The 15,622-nt window shown below is 74.3% G+C and carries 14 protein-coding genes; 8 read left to right on the forward strand and 6 right to left on the reverse strand.

The genetic code is table 11. The annotated features are described in order from the left end of the window. Positions 1–36 precede the first annotated feature (36 nt). Positions 37–261: a DUF3072 domain-containing protein gene (locus tag IF06_RS0109625; protein WP_013474820.1), complete on the forward strand. Its 225-nt coding sequence runs from the start codon at positions 37–39 to the stop codon at positions 259–261. A gap of 2 nt (positions 262–263) precedes the next feature. On the opposite strand, the gene IF06_RS0109630 is transcribed toward IF06_RS0109625, so the two are convergent. Together IF06_RS0109630 and IF06_RS0109635 are read right to left on the reverse strand one after the other, a co-directional pair. After that, the gene (locus IF06_RS0109630; RefSeq protein ID WP_030270341.1) at positions 264–764 is read right to left on the reverse strand and encodes a metallophosphoesterase family protein; all 501 of its coding nucleotides are present in this window, start codon (positions 762–764) and stop codon (positions 264–266) included. A gap of 82 nt (positions 765–846) precedes the next feature. Continuing rightward, on the reverse strand, positions 847–2,673 hold the full coding sequence (locus IF06_RS0109635) for a glycoside hydrolase family 15 protein (RefSeq protein WP_030270343.1): 1,827 nt from the start codon (positions 2,671–2,673) through the stop codon (positions 847–849). Between the two features lie 112 nt (positions 2,674–2,785). Between IF06_RS0109635 and IF06_RS0109640 the strand changes: the two genes are divergently transcribed. Then, positions 2,786–3,373: a general stress protein gene (locus IF06_RS0109640; RefSeq protein ID WP_013285375.1), complete on the forward strand. Its 588-nt coding sequence runs from the start codon at positions 2,786–2,788 to the stop codon at positions 3,371–3,373. 53 nt (positions 3,374–3,426) lie between these two features. Here IF06_RS0109640 and IF06_RS0109645 read toward each other — a convergent pair whose 3' ends face one another. Continuing rightward, positions 3,427–4,011, reverse strand: a complete 585-nt coding sequence (locus IF06_RS0109645; RefSeq protein ID WP_013285374.1) for a DUF1684 domain-containing protein — start codon at positions 4,009–4,011, stop codon at positions 3,427–3,429. 114 nt (positions 4,012–4,125) lie between these two features. Here IF06_RS0109645 and IF06_RS0109650 point away from each other — a divergent pair, with 114 nt between their 5' ends. After that, positions 4,126–4,608: a MarR family winged helix-turn-helix transcriptional regulator gene (locus tag IF06_RS0109650; RefSeq protein ID WP_013285373.1), complete on the forward strand. Its 483-nt coding sequence runs from the start codon at positions 4,126–4,128 to the stop codon at positions 4,606–4,608. Positions 4,609–4,619: 11 nt separating this feature from the next. Then, the gene (locus IF06_RS0109655; protein WP_030270346.1) at positions 4,620–5,606 is read left to right on the forward strand and encodes a pirin family protein; all 987 of its coding nucleotides are present in this window, start codon (positions 4,620–4,622) and stop codon (positions 5,604–5,606) included. Between the two features lie 44 nt (positions 5,607–5,650). Here IF06_RS0109655 and IF06_RS34730 read toward each other — a convergent pair whose 3' ends face one another. After that, the gene (locus IF06_RS34730) at positions 5,651–5,776 is read right to left on the reverse strand and encodes a hypothetical protein (RefSeq protein WP_013285371.1); all 126 of its coding nucleotides are present in this window, start codon (positions 5,774–5,776) and stop codon (positions 5,651–5,653) included. Between the two features lie 141 nt (positions 5,777–5,917). Here IF06_RS34730 and IF06_RS0109665 point away from each other — a divergent pair, with 141 nt between their 5' ends. Continuing rightward, the gene (locus tag IF06_RS0109665; RefSeq protein WP_030270348.1) at positions 5,918–7,507 is read left to right on the forward strand and encodes a phospholipase D family protein; all 1,590 of its coding nucleotides are present in this window, start codon (positions 5,918–5,920) and stop codon (positions 7,505–7,507) included. On the opposite strand, the gene IF06_RS0109670 is transcribed toward IF06_RS0109665, so the two are convergent. Beyond that, positions 7,456–8,193: a hypothetical protein gene (locus IF06_RS0109670; RefSeq protein ID WP_030270350.1), complete on the reverse strand. Its 738-nt coding sequence runs from the start codon at positions 8,191–8,193 to the stop codon at positions 7,456–7,458. The genes IF06_RS0109665 and IF06_RS0109670 overlap by 52 nt on opposite strands. Positions 8,194–8,527: 334 nt before the next feature. Between IF06_RS0109670 and IF06_RS0109675 the strand changes: the two genes are divergently transcribed. Together IF06_RS0109675 and hrpB are read left to right on the forward strand one after the other, a co-directional pair. After that, complete coding sequence (locus IF06_RS0109675; RefSeq protein WP_013285368.1) at positions 8,528–9,349, forward strand: SigB/SigF/SigG family RNA polymerase sigma factor; 822 nt, start codon at positions 8,528–8,530, stop codon at positions 9,347–9,349. 133 nt (positions 9,350–9,482) lie between these two features. After that, entirely contained in the window at positions 9,483–12,053 is a 2,571-nt protein-coding gene (gene hrpB / locus IF06_RS0109680) for an ATP-dependent helicase HrpB (protein ID WP_030270352.1), read from the forward strand. Between the two features lie 3 nt (positions 12,054–12,056). On the opposite strand, the gene IF06_RS0109685 is transcribed toward hrpB, so the two are convergent. Next, entirely contained in the window at positions 12,057–12,782 is a 726-nt protein-coding gene (locus IF06_RS0109685; protein ID WP_013285366.1) for a PP2C family protein-serine/threonine phosphatase, read from the reverse strand. 213 nt (positions 12,783–12,995) lie between these two features. On the opposite strand from IF06_RS0109685, the gene IF06_RS0109690 reads away from it, so the two are divergent. Then, positions 12,996–15,602, forward strand: coding sequence for a glycoside hydrolase family 9 protein (locus IF06_RS0109690; protein ID WP_030270354.1), 2,607 nt, complete (start codon positions 12,996–12,998; stop codon positions 15,600–15,602). Positions 15,603–15,622 lie beyond the last annotated feature (20 nt).

Below are 15,622 nucleotides of genomic sequence, written 5' to 3' on the forward strand. Positions count from 1 at the left end.
GGTAGTGGTACACCTGTTCGAGGAGAGGTGATCAGCATGGCCGACCGCGCCAACACCAACGGCAGGAACGTGAATCCGGACGCCGCCGTCAAGGACCCGGACGACTGGGTCACCGGCGACGAGCCGCCCACCGCCGCCCAGGAGTCGTACCTGCACACCCTGGCCCAGGAGGCGGGCGAGCCGGTGCCGGAGGGCCTGACCAAGGCCGAGGCGTCCCGGCGGATCGACGAGCTCCAGGCGGAGACCGGCCGGGGCCGCTGAGGTCAGCGCGGGGGCAGGCGGTGCAGTTCGATCCGGTCGAGCCGCCCCGCCGCCACCCGGGCGGTCAGGTAGGTGGCGTACGGCTGCGCCCGCCGGTCGGTGGGTGAGCCGGGGTTGAGCAGGCGCAGACCACCCGGGGCGACGGTGTCCCAGGGGATGTGCGAGTGCCCGAAGACGAGCAGGTCGCAGTCGCCGTACGCGGCGGCGCAGCGCTCCTCGCGGCGGGTCTTCGGGCCGGTCTCGTGCACCACGGCGACCCGCAGGCCGTCCAGCTCGACCCGGGCCACCTCGGGCAGCCGGGCGCGCAGCTCCGGCCCGTCGTTGTTGCCGTACACGCCGACCAGGCGGCGCGACCGCTCCTCCAGCGCGTCCAGCAGCGCCACGTCCACCCAGTCCCCCGCGTGCACCACCAGGTCCGCGGCCTCGACGGCCGCCCACAGCACCGCCGGAAGATCCCGCGCCCGCTTGGGCACATGCGTGTCCGCCATGATCACGAGTTCCACCCCCTCATCCTCCCTCACCCCCCGTTCCCGGGGTCGATCATGAAGTTGGCGGCACTCAGGGAGATCGACTTCGGCGTCAACCTCATGATCGACGCGAAGCGGGCGCGGGGTTGCGGTGGGAGGTGGGGGCGGGGGCGCGGGCGGCGGCGTCGGTGATGCGGCCGGCGGCGATGATCAGGCCGATGTGTGAGTACGCCTGCGGGAAGTTGCCGACCTGCTCGCCGGTGTCCTGGTCGATCTGCTCGGCGTACAGGCCGAGGTCGTTCGTGCGGGCGGCGAGCCGTTCGAACAGCCGCCGGGCCCGGTCCAGCTCCCCCGCCTCGGCCAGGCAGGCGGCCAGCCAGAACGAGCAGATCACGAACCCGGCCGGGTCGCCGTCCCAGCGGCGCAGCAGCCCGTCGCGGGACAACCGCCGCTCCAGCACGTCCATCGTGGCGCGCATCCGCGGATCGTGCGCCGGCAGGAAACCGACGAGCGGCATGACCAGCACCGAGGCGTCCAGGTCGTCGGACCCGAACGCCCCGGTGTACGCGCCGACCCGCTCGTTCCAGCCGTGGGTGAGCACGGCCGCCCGTATCTCGTCGCGCGCGGCGGCCCAGCGCGCCACGTCGGCGGGCTCGCCGATGCGGGAGCCGAACCGGACCGCCCGGTCCAGCGCGGTCCAGCACTCCACCTTCGACGACACGTAGTGCCGCTCCGGGCCGCGCCCCTCCCACATCCCCGCGTCGGGCCGGTGCCAGCCGCGCTCGGCCTGGTCGGCGAGCGTACGCAGCAGGTCGCGGACCTCGGGTGACATCGGGTCGAGGTAGTACCGCATCAGCCAGGCGGCGTCGAGCACCTCGCCCAGCACGTCGTTCTGCCGCTGCCGCCAGGCGTCGTTGCCGACGAGCACCGGCCGGCTGTGCTCGTACCCGGCCAGGTGGTCGAGGTCGTGCTCGGTCAGGTCCCGCTCCCCCTCGACGCCGTACATGATCGGCACCGGCTCGTCGCCGATCCGGCCCATCGCCCGCGCCACCCAGGTGAACTGCCGGTCCGCCTCGTCCGGGCAGGCCGCCCGCCAGAGCGCCTGGAGGGTGAGGCTGAAGTCGCGCAGCCAGACGTAGCGGTAGTCGTAGTTGCGGTCGCCGCCGAGCCGCTCCGGCACCGAGGTGGTGGCCGCCGCGACGACCGCGCCGCTGGGCGCGTACGTCATGCCCTGCACCGCGAGCGCGCTGCGCCGCACCTCGTCGCGGTACTCGCCCCGGTAGTCGTGCAGCGCCGACCAGGACCGCCATCCGGCTACCGTCCCGGCCACCACCTCGGCGGCGTCGGGCAGCGCGGGCGCGGCGCCGGCGTACGTCGGGGCGTACCCGAGGGTGAAGCGGTGGGTGCTGCCGGCGCGGGCGGTGAACCGCCCGGCGGCGGCCCCCTCGGCGACTGTCAGCGGAACGTCGGCGCGCAGCTCCAGCCGGCAGGCGCCGGCGGTGGCGGCCACCACCCCGTCGCGTTCGGTCAGGTAGGCGCCGACCCGGCCGTACTCGAACCGCGGCGCGTACTCGACGCGCATCGGCACCTCGCCGGTGAGCCCTTCGACCAGCCGGGCGAGCACCCGGGGCGAGTGCATCCCGATGTCGTGACCGCGCGCGCCGGGCTCCAGCGCCAGCGCGTCGGTGACGGCGACCGTGCCGGTCGCCGTGGTGAAGACGGTACGCAGCACCAGCGTGTCGTCCAGGTAGGACCGGCTGCTGGTGGCCGCGCCCTCGGGGCGGATGCTCCAGTGCCCGGCGCCCTCGTCGAGCAGGCGCCCGAACACCGACGGCGCGTCGAACCGGGGCGGGCACCACCAGTTGACCGAGCCGTCGCGGTCGACCAGCGCCGCGCTGCGCCCGTCGGCGAGGAAGCCGTGCTCGCTGATGTGTCGGGTCGGCACGGGTGTGGCTACCCGGCCCGGGGCACCGGCATGCCTCGCCACATCGGTCCGGCCCGGCGCGTTACCGCTGCCCGGCGCCGGGAACGCGGCGGGTTGACGAAGGAGGATGCTCATGACCAGACCCTCGACTCCGACCGCGGCCTGGCAACCCGGAATGCCGGGCAGCGACAACCTCCCGTCCGGACCGGGCGGTCGCCCGACGCCGCCGAGCGGGGACGGGCACGGCCCGCATGCCGGGGCGCCGACCGTCACGATCGGCTCGTACCCGGACTATCCGTCCGCCCAGCGCGTGGTGGACTATCTGGCCGACAACCGGTTCCCGGTGGAACGTACCTCGATCGTCGGTACGGACCTCACGCTCGTGGAGACCGTGATGGGACGGCTCACCACGGGCCGGGCGGCCCTGCTCGGGGCCGGCACCGGCGCCTGGTTCGGTTTGTTCATCGGCTTGTTGTTCGGCATCTTCACCGCCGGCAACTGGCTGGCGGTGATCCTGGTCGGGCTGGTGATCGGCGCGATCTGGGGTGCCGTGTTCGGCGCTGTCGCGCACGCCATGAGCGGTGGGCAGCGTGACTTCACGTCGGCCAGTTCACTGCGGGCCGCGCAGTACGCGGTGACTGTGGACGCGGAGATGGCCGGTCAGGCCCAGCAGCTGCTGAGCCGGATGCACCTGACACCGACCGGCGCCACCGCCCGCTGACCGGCGGTACGCGACATCGAGGGAGGGCCCCGCCGGGGTCCTCCCTCGCCGCGTCAGTGGTACGCCCGCTCCCCTGCACGCAGCGGCACGTCCACCCGGTTCTCCGGCGGTGCCAGCGGGCAGGCCCACCTGTCGTCGTAGGCGCAACTGGGGTTGTAGAGGTAGTTGGCGTCCAGGCGGACCCGGTCACCGGGGAGCACTGTCAGGCCCCGCCCGAAGGTGCCCTTGACCGTGTCGGTGAGGTACCGGCCCCCGCCGTACGAGCCGTCGCCGCAGGTGCCGTCGCGCAGCGGCAGGAACAGCCCGCCCCCGTACGCCTCGATCCACCACAGCGTGAGCGGTCCCCACGGCGTCCCGGCGACCGCGACCCGCCGGTACGCGACCACCCCGTCCGGGCCGCCGGTGTCGATGCGCAGCTCACCGGAGGCCGGTCGCAGCGGTGCCTCGACCACCGCCGACGGGTCGGGCGGGTACCAGCGCAGGCCGGTGAAGCCGGGCCGGTCGGCGGGCGGCACCGGGCTGCTCGGATGGGTGCGGAACAGCTCGTCGCGCGCGGCCCGGAACCCGGTCAGGTCGAGGTCGGACAGGTAGAGCCGGGCCACCCGCTCCCGCCAGTCGAGCAGGTCGAGATCGTCCATCCCCCGACCCTAGCCGGGGTCACCCGTTCAGGTTTCAAAGACTCACCCGCGCCTGGCCAACCGGGCGCGACAGAGGGGCTTGTTTAAATTTTAAATAGTGCTAGTCTCGCAGCCATGACGGAGAGCCTGGACGCGGAGCGGATGGCCTGCTGGCGCGCGTACATCGAGTCGAGCCAGCGGCTGTTCACCCGGCTCGAGGACGACCTGCGCGCCGACAGCGACCTCAGCTTCGCCGACTACCACGTGCTGGTGCTGCTCTCCGAGGCGCCCGGCCAGCGGCTGCGCATGGGTGAGCTGGCCGACCGGCTGGTGTTCTCACCGAGCCGGCTGACCTACCAGATCACCACGATGCGCAAGCGCGGCCTGGTCGCGAAGGAGGCGTGTCCGGCGGACCGGCGCGGCAGCGAGGCAGTGCTCACCGCGGCCGGCCTGCTCGCCCTGCGCGAGGCCGCGCCGCACCACCTGCGCTCCGTACGCGCCCACCTGATCGACGACCTCGACGACGCCGAGGTCGCCTGCCTCACCCGGGTCTTCGAGCGGCTCGGCCGGCGCCTGCGCGCCGACCGCACCGCGTCGTCCACCCCGGCCGACAAGTAAGGAGTCCCGCGATGCCCGCGATCACCGTCGACGACGTCCTCGTCCTGCCCCGCCTGCCCGAGCTCGGCGAGGCCACCGAATACCGCCAGGTCCGCCGGGTCACCACCGCCCCCAGCGGGTACGAGGGCGAAGGCTTCCCGGTCCGCCGGGCCTTCGCCGGCGTGCCGATGACCGAGCTGGACCCGTTCATCCACCTCGACCAGATGGGCGAGGTCGACTACGCGCCGGGCGAGCCGAAGGGCACCTCCTGGCACCCGCACCGCGGCTTCGAGACGGTGACCTACATGATCGACGGGATCATGGACCACCAGGACTCGACGGGTGGCGGCGGCACCATCACCGACGGCGACACCCAGTGGATGACTGCAGGCAGTGGCCTGCTTCACATCGAGGCGCCGCCGGAGCACCTGGTGATGAGCGGCGGGCTGTTCCACGGCCTCCAGCTCTGGGTCAACCTGCCCCGGGTCGCCAAGATGAGCGCGCCGCGCTACCAGGACATCCGCGGCCGGGAGTCGGCGCTGCTGACCACGCCCGACGGCGGCGGCCTGATCCGGGTCATCGCCGGCGAGGTCGCCGGGCACCGGGGTCCGGGCTCGACGCACACGCCGATCACCATCGCGCACGTCACGTTGCAGCCCGGCGCCGAGATGAGCCTGCCCTGGCGGTCCGACTTCAACGCGCTGGTGTACGTGCTGGCCGGCCGCGGCACGGTCGGCACCGACCGGCGGCCGATCCACCTCGGCCAGCTCGCCGTGCACGGTCCCGGTGAGGCCTTGCGGATCACCGCCGACCGGACGCAGGACTCCAACGCCCCGGCGCTGGAGCTCTACCTGATGGGCGGCCAGCCGATCCGCGAGCCGGTGGCGCACTACGGCCCGTTCGTGATGAACACCCGTGCCGAGCTGATCCAGGCGGTCGAGGACTTCCAGGCCGGCCGGCTCGGGGTGATCCCGACCGGGCGGGTGCCGCACAGCGACGGCCAGGGCGACCGGCCCTGACCTGCTACGGGCGCCCCGGTTCGCCGGGGCGCCCGGCCGCGGTCTCAGGAGACGGCGAAGATCCCGGCCACCCCGAGGATCACCATCAACAGGACCGCCACCAGCGCACCCCGCTCCCCCTCCACCGCCTGGTCGCGGTCGGTCACGGTGTTCGTCGTCTCGGCGGGCATGTCGGTGCCTCCTCGGTATCGCGATCCAGGGGTCCGGCGCACCCCTGACGCGCGGCACCGACGCCGACCTGCTGCTCGACGTGCGGGGCCCTGCCGGGGGTCCTACCGTGTGAGGACGTCGTCGACCTCGGGGGGTGGAACGTGACTCTGCGGGACTGGTTCCTCACCGCACAGGAACGCGCCAACCCGAGGTCAGAGTTACCCGTCTGGACCGATGGAAACCTCGCCGAGCCCCTCATTCACGGTGCCGCGTACTTCGACCGCCTGGTCAGCGAGGTGGAGTCGCTCACAGCAGGCGACCACCTGTTCTTCACCGACTGGCGTGGTGACCCGGACGAGCGGATGCGCCCGGACGGCCCCACTGTGGCGCAGTTGTTCGCCCAGGCCGCCCAGCGCGGCGTCATCGTCAAGGGCCTGATCTGGCGCTCCCACCTCGACACGCTCTCCTACAGCGAGGAGGAGAACCGCGACCTCAGCGAGGCGATTCGCGCGGCCGGCGGCGAGGTGCTGCTCGACCAGCGGGTCCGGCGCGGCGGCTCGCACCACCAGAAGCTCGTGGTGCTGCGCCGCCCCGGCGAACCGCGCCGCGACATCGCCTTCGCCGGCGGCATCGACCTGTGCCACAGCCGCCGCGACGACGCCGGCCACGCCGGCGACCCGCAGCCGATCGGCATGTCCCCCCGGTACGGCCCCACGCCGCCCTGGCACGACGTGCAGCTGGCGGTGCGCGGGCCGGTGGTCGGCGCGCTGGACACCACGTTCCGGGAGCGGTGGACCGACCCGATGCCGCTGGACTCGGAGAACCCGATGGCGTACCTGCGGGACCGGCTGCGCGGCTCCGACCTGCGCCCGGACCCGCTGCCCGAGCAGCCCGCCGACCCGCCGCCCTGCGGGCCGCACCACGTGCAGGTGCTGCGCACCTACCCGGCGGTGCGGCCCCGCTACTCCTTCGCCCCCGACGGCGAGCGCACGGTGGCCCGCGGCTACACCAAGGCGGTACGCCGGGCCCGGCGGCTGATCTACCTGGAGGACCAGTACCTCTGGTCGACCGAGGTGGCCGAACTGTTCGCGCAGGCGCTGCACGAGCATCCGGACCTGCACCTGGTGGCGGTCGTGCCCCGGCACCCGGACGTGGACGGCCGGCTCGCGCTGCCGCCCAACATGGTCGGCCGGGAGCAGGCGCTGTCGCTGTGCCACCGGGCCGCGCCGGAACGAGTGCACGTGTTCGACGTGGAGAACCACGACGGGACGCCGGTGTACGTGCACGCCAAGGTCTGCGTGGTGGACGACGTCTGGGCCAGCGTGGGCAGCGACAACTTCAACCGCCGGTCCTGGACGCACGACAGCGAGCTGTCCTGCGCGGTGCTCGACGACACCCGCGACGAGCGGGCGCCGGCCGACCCGGCCGGACTGGGCGACGGCGCCCGGGTGTTCGCCCGCGACCTGCGGCTGAGGCTGTGGCGCGAGCACCTGGACCGTGATCCCGGCGGCGCGCAGGACGACGACCTGCTGGACCCGGCGGATGCGGTCGCGGCGATCACCGCGGCGGCGGAGGAACTGGATCGCTGGCACGCCGGGGGCCGGGCCGGTCCCCGTCCGCCGGGCCGGTCGCGGCCCCACCGTCCGGAGCGGTTGCCCTGGCGTACGCGGCTCTGGGCGCTGCCCGCGTACCGGCTGGTCTACGACCCGGACGGCAGGCCGCTGCGGGCCCGGCGGGCGGGCACCTGGTGAAGGTCCGCCACCTCGTCCGGCACGTTCGGGCGGGCCGGGTACGCGAACGACACGCGCGGCGAGTAGAAGCCCCAGCAGACGTGCAGCGGGTTGGCCGGCCGCAGCGCGTGGACCGGGTGCTCCGGCGCCGGGAACTCCACCGACTCGACCTCGAACGGTGACACCGGCTCGGCCACGTACGGGTAGTCGGTGACGATCAGCTCGCCGTCGCGGCGGGTGAGGTAGCGGTGGTGGCCGTTGTGCGCCTCGGTGCCCGTGTGCCCGATCCGGGCGGTGACCCGGATCAGCAGCGTGCCGTCGGCGGCCCGGGTCTCGGCGGTGAGCTGATCGCCGCGCAGGTCGAGGCGGGTCTCCCCGGCGGCGGCGGGAGCGCCCCGCGCGGCCGCGTACCGCCGGACCCGCTCGCTGGAGGCGAGGTAGTGCGTCCACAAGCCGCCGGGCGTCTCGCCGTCGGGCGGGTCCATGTCCGCCAGTGAGACACCCACGTAGGTGAGCGAGTACGCCCCGAAGCCGGAGGTCTGCGTCTCGTCGTCGACGACGTACTGGCAGACGAACACCTGACGCTGCGGGTGCGGGCGCAGACCGGCGGGCACCAGCGTCTCGACCGCGCCGGGATCCGCCGGGAGCCAGCTGAACAGCAGCGTCCGGGCGTTGATGACGAGTTGCGGCGCGGCGGGATCCAGCACGGTGCCTCCGTTGACGTGTCGCTACGGACGCTACGGGCGGTCCCGTCGGCGGGACAACGACAGAAAGGCGACACTTCGCCCACCTGTCGGATTCCACGTTGACCGGTCGGGGTACGACCGGGGCCGACCGGTCAGCGCCACCCCACCACCCTGCCGAGCGCGATATCGACCGGCTCACGCCTTTCGTGGCTGCTTACACCTTAAGTACATCGTACTTTCGGCTAGATTTCCGCAGCACGATCGGGCTATGGTGGCTTCCGAACGTACGACCGAAACCTAAACCTAAGCGTCACGTCTTTTTTCTTCCGTGGACGAGGTGCAGGGAGGACCACCCATGACCGCTCCCACGATCAGCGCCCGGGCGACCACGCCGGCCGCCTCCGCGAAGCTCGACCCCCGCTCGCTCACCGACAGCGCCGCCGACCTGCTCGCCGCGATGGCCGCGCTGCCCGCCGACCACCCGTCCCGGCCGGCGCTGCGCGACCGCGCCATCGAGGCGTGGCTGCCGCTGGCGAACCACCTGGCCCACCGCTACAGCGGCCGGGGCGAGCCCAACGACGACCTGGCGCAGACCGCGGCGATCGGCCTGATCAAGGCGATCGACAAGTTCGACCCGTCGCGCGGCGTCGACTTCGCCGGCTACGCCATCCCCACCATCATCGGCGAGCTGAAGCGCCACTTCCGCGACCGCACCTGGGACATCCGGGTGCCGCGCCGGCTCCAGGAGCTGCGCCTGGCGATCTCCGACGCCAACAGCACGCTGCTCCAGACGCTCGGCCGCTCGCCGACGGTCGCCGACATCGCCGCCCACCTCAAGCTCACCGAGGAAGAGGTGCTGGAGGGCCTGGAGGGCGCCCGCGCGTACAACGCGGTGTCGCTGTCCACCCCGACCGGCGACGGCGAGCGGGCCACCGAGCTGGGCGATCTGCTCGGCGGCGAGGACGGCGAGTTCGAGCTGGCCGAGATGCGTGTCGCCCTCGGCCCGGCGCTCGCCACGCTCGACCAGCGCGAGCAGAAGATCCTCACGCTGCGCTTCTACGGCAACCTGACCCAGTCGCAGATCGCCGAGCAGATCGGCGTCTCGCAGATGCACGTGTCCCGGCTGCTGGCCCGGGCGCTCACCAAGCTGCGCGGTCAGCTCGACGGAACGTACTAGCAAGGGGGCGGCGGCCGGGTCGGCGGACCCGGCGCGGCGGCCCACCCGGCCCGGTCGGCGGTGCGCCGGCCGGGCCGTTCCGCGTTCCGGGGGCAGCGCGGACCGACCGGCGGAGCGGTGCGAGAGTGGGTCGGTGCTCGCCGACATCCCGCTCGACCTACCGGTCCGCCCGGTCCTGCCGGCGCTCGTCGGCGCGCTGCGCGAGCGCGGCGCCGCCGTCCTGGTGGCGCCGCCCGGCACCGGCAAGACCACCACCGCGCCGCTCGCGGTCGCCGACGCGGTCACCGGCCGCGTGGTGATCGCCCAGCCCCGGCGGGTGGCCGCCCGCGCCGCCGCGCACCGGATGGCCGCCCTGCTCGGCGAGCGGGTCGGCGACCGGATCGGGTACGCGGTGCGCGGCGAGCGCCGGACCGGGCCGCGTACCCGGGTCGAGGTGGTGACCACCGGCCTGCTGGTCCGCCGCCTGCACCACGACCCCGAGCTGCCGGGCGTGGACGCGGTGATGCTCGACGAGTGCCACGAACGGCACCTCGACGCCGACCTGGCGCTGGCGTTCAGCGTCGAGGCCCGCGCCACACTACGCCCGGACCTCTGGCTGCTGGCGATGTCGGCCACCCCGCAGACGGACCGGTTCGCCGCGCTGCTCGGCGCCGGCGACCCCGCTCCCGTGGTACGCGCCGAGGCCGCGCTGCACCCGGTCGAGCGGGTGTGGGCGCCGCCGCCGCGCCCGGTGACGCCGCCCGGTGCCGGCCGGGTCGACCCGGCGCTGCTCGACCACGTGGCAGCCACGGTCCGCCGGGCGCTGCGCGAACGCGACGGTGACGTGCTCGTCTTCCTGCCCGGCGCCGGTGAGATCGGCGCCGTCGCGCGCCGCCTGGCCGACCTCCGCGACATCGCGGTGCTGCCGTTGCACGGACGGCTGCCCGGGGCCGCCCAGGACGCGGCGCTCACCCCTGCTGCCGGACGGCGCGTGGTGCTCGCGACGGCGGTGGCGGAGAGCAGCCTCACCGTCCCCGGCGTCCGGGTGGTGGTGGACGCCGGACTGAGCCGGGTGCCCCGCACCGACCTGGCCCGAGGGCTGGGCGCGCTGGTGACCGTGCCGGTGTCGCGGGCCGGGGCCACCCAGCGCGCCGGCCGGGCCGGACGGGAGGCGCCCGGGGCGGTCTACCGCTGCTGGTCGGAGGCGGCGCACGAGCGGCTCGCCCCGCAGCCCGAACCGGAGATCGCCACCGCCGACCTGACCGGGTTCGCGCTGGAGCTGGCGGCCTGGGGCACACCGGACGGCACCGGGCTGGCGCTGCCCGACCCACCGCCGCCGGCCGCGCTCACTGTGGCGCGGGAGACGCTGACCACGCTCGGCGCGGTGGACCACGACGGCCGGATCACCGCGCGGGGACGGGCGGTCGCGGCGGCGGGCACGCATCCCCGGCTGGCGCGGGCGCTGCTGGACGGCGCGCCCCGGGTGGGTGCCGACCGGGCCGCCCAGGTGGTGGCGATCCTCGGCGAGGACACGCTGGGCGGGACGGGAGACGACCTGCCCGCCCGCTGGCGCCGGCTGCGCGACGGCGCCGACCCGGCCGCCACCGCGCGCTGGCGCACCGAGGTACGCCGCCTGCGCGCCGCCCTGCCCGCCGACCGGCATTCCGCCGGCACGCGCGCCGACTCGACGCCGCACCGCAGCGTGAGCGGCGGACGGTCGGCGGGGAACGAGCGGGAGCGCCTGCCGGACGATCTGGCCGCGGGGCTGCTCGCCGGACTGGCGTACCCGGAACGGCTGGCCCGCTCACGGCGGCCGGGCGGGTCCGCGTACCTGATGGCCGGCGGGACCGCCGCGGAGCTGGCGCCCGGGTCGGGGCTGACCGGAGCGGCGTGGCTGGCCGTCGCGGTGGCCGACCGCTCCCCCGGCGCGCCTGCCGCCCGGGTGCGGCTGGCCGCACCGATCGACGAGGCGACCGCCCGGGAGGCCGGGGCGGCGCTGCTGGACACCGGACGGGAGGTGGCCTGGTCCGGCGGGGACGTGGTGGCCCGCGAGGTGGTCCGGCTCGGCGCCGTCGAACTGGTCGACCGGCCGCTCACCGCGCCGGACCCGGAGCTGGTCGCGGCGGCGCTGCTGGACGGGCTGCGACAGGAGGGGCCGGGCCTGCTGCGGTGGACGCCCGAGGCGACCGGGCTGCGCCTCCGGCTGGCGTTCTGCCGCCAGGCGCTCGGCGACGGCTGGCCGGACGTCTCCGACGCCGCGCTGACCGCCGGCGCGCCCGTCTGGCTGGGCCCGGAGCTGGCCCGCGCCCGGCGCCGGGCCGACCTCGGCCGGGTGGACGTGGCGGCGGCGCTGCGGCGGCTGCTGGATTGGCGGCAGGCCGCGCGGCTGGACGAGCTGGCTCCGGAGCGCCTGGAGGTGCCGAGCGGCTCGCGGATCCGGATCGACTACGCGGACCCGGCCGCGCCGGTGCTGGCGGTCAAGCTCCAGGAGACGTTCGGCTGGCGGGACGTGCCGCGCATCGCCGACGGGCGGGTGCCGGTGCTGCTGCACCTGCTCTCCCCCGCCGGGCGGCCGGTGGCGGTCACCGCGGACCTGGCCTCGTTCTGGCGCACCGGATACCCGCAGGTACGTGCGGAGCTGCGCGGACGCTACCCGCGCCATCCGTGGCCGGAGGACCCGACCACAGCCGAGCCGACCCGCCGTGCCGCTCCGCGACGGCGGTGAGGGCTACTCCTCGACGACGTCGGCGATCACGACGGTGATGTTGTCCGGGCCGCCGGCCCGCAGCGCCAGGTCGATCAGCCGGGCCGCGCAGGCGTCGCGTTCCGGCTGCTCGCTGAGCACCTCGGTGAGCGTGTCCGCGCGGACCACGTTGGAGAGGCCGTCGCTGCACAGCAGCCAGCGGTCACCGGCCCGGGGCACCATCGTGGCGTACGACGGGGAGACCTCGTCACCCTGCAACGCCTGGGTCACCACCGCGCGGCGGGGGTGGCTGCTGGCCTGCTCGGCGGTGATGACGCCCTGGTCGACGAGCATCTGCACGAACGTGTCGTCCCGGGTGACCTGCTTGAGCACGCCCTCGCGGTACAGGTAGGCCCGGGAGTCCCCGACGTGCGCCAGCGCGAGGCAGCTGCCGGTGCGGGCGAACAGCAGCGCGGTGAGCGTGGTCCCCATGCCCTGGCGTTCCGGGTCCTCCTCGACGGCCTGGCGGATCTGCGCGGTGGCCAGCTCGATCCCGCCCTGGAGCGCGGCGACGAGCGCGTCCTCCGGCGTCTCCACGTCCAGCGGGGCGATCGCGTCGATGGCGATGCGGCTGGCCAGGTCGCCGGCCGCCATGCCGCCCATGCCGTCGGCGACCGCGACCAGCCAGGCACCCGCGTGCTGCGCGTCCTGGTTACCGCTGCGGATCAGCCCACGGTCGCTCGCTCCGACGGAACGAAGCTTCAGGGTCATGGGTCGCAGCCTGCCAGGTCGAGGGCTCGGATGTCTCTAGGAGATCACTGACATCGTACGTGGCGCGCCGAATCGCACCGCGCCCGGGCGCGCGCGCCTCATCGGGCCGGATCGATTGACAGCGGCGGAACGCGATGGAAACATCGGGCTGATATTGGGAGCGCTCCCAGCTCCTGGCCTCCCCCACCACCCCCGAGCACGGAAGGAACCTCCGTGACCCGATTCCGTCGTCGGCTCGCCGCACTCGCGGCCACCACGCTGGCGCTCACCGGCCTCACCGCCGGCCCGGCGAGCGCCGAGGTGCCGCCGGACGCCCCCGAACAACTCCGCAACGGCGACTTCAGCGCCGGTGTCTCACCCTGGTTCTCGTACGGCACCGGCGACCTCGCGGTCGTCGACGGCCGTCTCTGCACCTCCGTCGCGGCGGGCACCGCCAACCCGTGGGACGCCGGCATCGGCCAGGACGCGGTGCCGCTGACCCAGGGCGCCGAGTACGAGCTGTCCTTCGACGTCTCCGCGACCCCCGGCGCGGCCGTCAAGGCGGTGCTCCAGCTCGGCAGCGCCCCCTACACCACGTACGCGAGCGTCGACGCGACCGCAACCGGCACCGCGAAGCGCGTCACCACCACGTTCACCTCGCCGGCCGACAACCCCACCGCCCAGCTGATCTTCCAGGTCGGCGGCAGCGCCCAGGCGCAGACGTTCTGCCTGGACAACGTGTCGCTGCGCGGCGGGGAGCCGGCGCCGCCGTACGAGCCGGACACCGGCCCCCGGGTCCGGGTCAACCAGGTCGGCTACCTGCCCGGCGGGCCGAAGCACGCGACTGTGGTCACCGAGGCCACCGAGGCGCTGCCCTGGCAGCTCAAGTCCGCCGGCGGCGCGGTGGTCGCCAGCGGGCAGACCACGCCGCGCGGCACCGACGCGGCCTCCGCGCAGAACGTGCAGACGGCCGACTTCTCCGCGTACCGCACGCCGGGCACCGGCTACACGTTGACCGTCGACGGCGAGACCAGCCACCCGTTCGACATCTCCGGCGCGCTCTACGACCGGCTGCGCGCCGACTCGCTCCAGTTCTTCTACGCCCAGCGCAGCGGCATCGAGATCGACGGCGACCTGATCGGCGAGGAGTACGCCCGCCCGGCCGGCCACCTCGGCGTCGCGCCCAACCAGGGCGACACCGACGTGCCGTGCCAGGCCGGCGTCTGCGACTACTCGCTGGACGTGCGCGGCGGCTGGTACGACGCGGGTGACCACGGCAAGTACGTCGTCAACGGCGGCATCGCCGCCTACCAGCTCCTGAGCACGTTCGAGCGGACCAAGACGGCCGAGACCGCCGGCGGCGGCGCCGCCCTGGGCGACTCCACGCTGCGGCTGCCCGAGCGCGGCAACGACGTGCCGGACGTGCTCGACGAGGCCCGCTGGGAGCTGGAGTTCCTGCTGCGCATGCAGGTGCCGGCGGGCGAGCCGCTGGCCGGGATGGTCCACCACAAGATCCACGACCGGAACTGGACCGGCCTGCCGCTGCAGCCCCAGGACGACCCGCAGCCGCGCGAGCTGCACGCGCCGTCCACAGCCGCCACGCTGAACCTGGCCGCCGTCGCGGCGCAGTGCCAGCGGCTGTACGCCCCGTACGACGCCGCGTTCGCCGCGCGCTGCGGCACCGCCGCGAAGACCGCGTACGCGGCGGCCAAGGCGCACCCGGCGATCTACGCCTCGGCCAGCGACGGCACCGGCGGCGGCGCGTACGACGACACCAACGTCACCGACGAGTTCTACTGGGCCGCCGTCGAGCTGTGGCTGACCACCGGCGACAAGGCGTACCTGGCCGACGTCACCGGCTCGCCGCTGCACACCGCCGACGTGTTCGCCCCGAACGGCGCGTTCGGCTGGCAGAGCGTCGCCGCGCTGGGCCGCCTCGACCTGGCGACCGTGCCGAACACGCTGCCCGCCGCGGAGAAGACCCGCATCCGCGAGTCGATCACCGCCGCCGCCGACAGCTACCTGGCCACGATCGCCGGCCAGGCGTACGGGCTGCCGTTCCCGGGCAGCGCCGACGCGTACGTCTGGGGCAGCAACAGCAACCTGGTGAACAACGCCATCGTGCTCGCCACCGCGTTCGACCTGAGCCGGGACGCGAAGTACCGGGACGGCGCGGTGCAGGCCGCGGACTACCTGTTCGGCCGCAACGCGCTGAACATGTCGTACGTGACCGGGTGGGGTGAGCAGCACGCCCGCAACCAGCACAGCCGGATCTTCGGCCACCAGCTGAACCCGGACCTGCCGCGCCCGCCGGCCGGTTCGCTCGCCGGTGGTCCGAACGCCGCGCTCCAGGACCCGTTCGCGGCGAACCTGCTCGCCGGGTGCGCGCCGATGTTCTGCTACGTCGACGACATCAACTCGTACGCGACGAACGAGGTGGCGATCAACTGGAACTCGGCGCTGGCGTGGCTCGCGTCGTTCCTGGCCGACCAGGGTGACGCGGGCGCGGTGCCGGCGCCGTCCTGCGCGGTCACCTACACCACGCACGGGAGCTGGCCGTCCGGCTTCACCACCCAGGTGACGGTGCGCAACACCGGCACGACGGCGGTGAACGGGTGGAGCCTGCGCTGGGCCTTCCTCGGCGACCAGAAGGTGGGCCACGCGTGGTCGGCGCAGCTCGGCCAGAGCGGCGCCACTGTCACCGCGAAGAACCTGTCCTGGAACGCGAAGCTGGCACCGGGCGCGTCCACCACGTTCGGCTTCAACGGGACCGCCTCCCGGTCTCCCAACCCGGATCCGGGGCTTGTCACGCTGAACGGAAAGGCCTGCACGGTCTCCTGACCGGGATTCGAGCTCCACTC

Source organism: Micromonospora globosa, from assembly GCF_000717585.1.
GTDB classification, from domain to species: Bacteria; Actinomycetota; Actinomycetes; order Mycobacteriales; family Micromonosporaceae; genus Micromonospora; species Micromonospora aurantiaca.

Bases quoted from the DNA above. Each gene is read 5' to 3' on its own strand.
- IF06_RS0109655 (WP_030270346.1), top strand. From the start codon at position 4,620: ATGCCCGCGATCACCGTCGACGACGTCCTCGTCCTGCCCCGCCTGCCC.
- IF06_RS0109625 (WP_013474820.1), top strand. From the start codon at position 37: ATGGCCGACCGCGCCAACACCAACGGCAGGAACGTGAATCCGGACGCC.
- IF06_RS34730 (WP_013285371.1), bottom strand. From the start codon at position 5,776: ATGCCCGCCGAGACGACGAACACCGTGACCGACCGCGACCAGGCGGTG.
- IF06_RS0109650 (WP_013285373.1), top strand. From the start codon at position 4,126: ATGACGGAGAGCCTGGACGCGGAGCGGATGGCCTGCTGGCGCGCGTAC.
- IF06_RS0109645 (WP_013285374.1), bottom strand. From the start codon at position 4,011: ATGGACGATCTCGACCTGCTCGACTGGCGGGAGCGGGTGGCCCGGCTC.
- IF06_RS0109685 (WP_013285366.1), bottom strand. From the start codon at position 12,782: ATGACCCTGAAGCTTCGTTCCGTCGGAGCGAGCGACCGTGGGCTGATC.
- IF06_RS0109640 (WP_013285375.1), top strand. From the start codon at position 2,786: ATGACCAGACCCTCGACTCCGACCGCGGCCTGGCAACCCGGAATGCCG.
- IF06_RS0109675 (WP_013285368.1), top strand. From the start codon at position 8,528: ATGACCGCTCCCACGATCAGCGCCCGGGCGACCACGCCGGCCGCCTCC.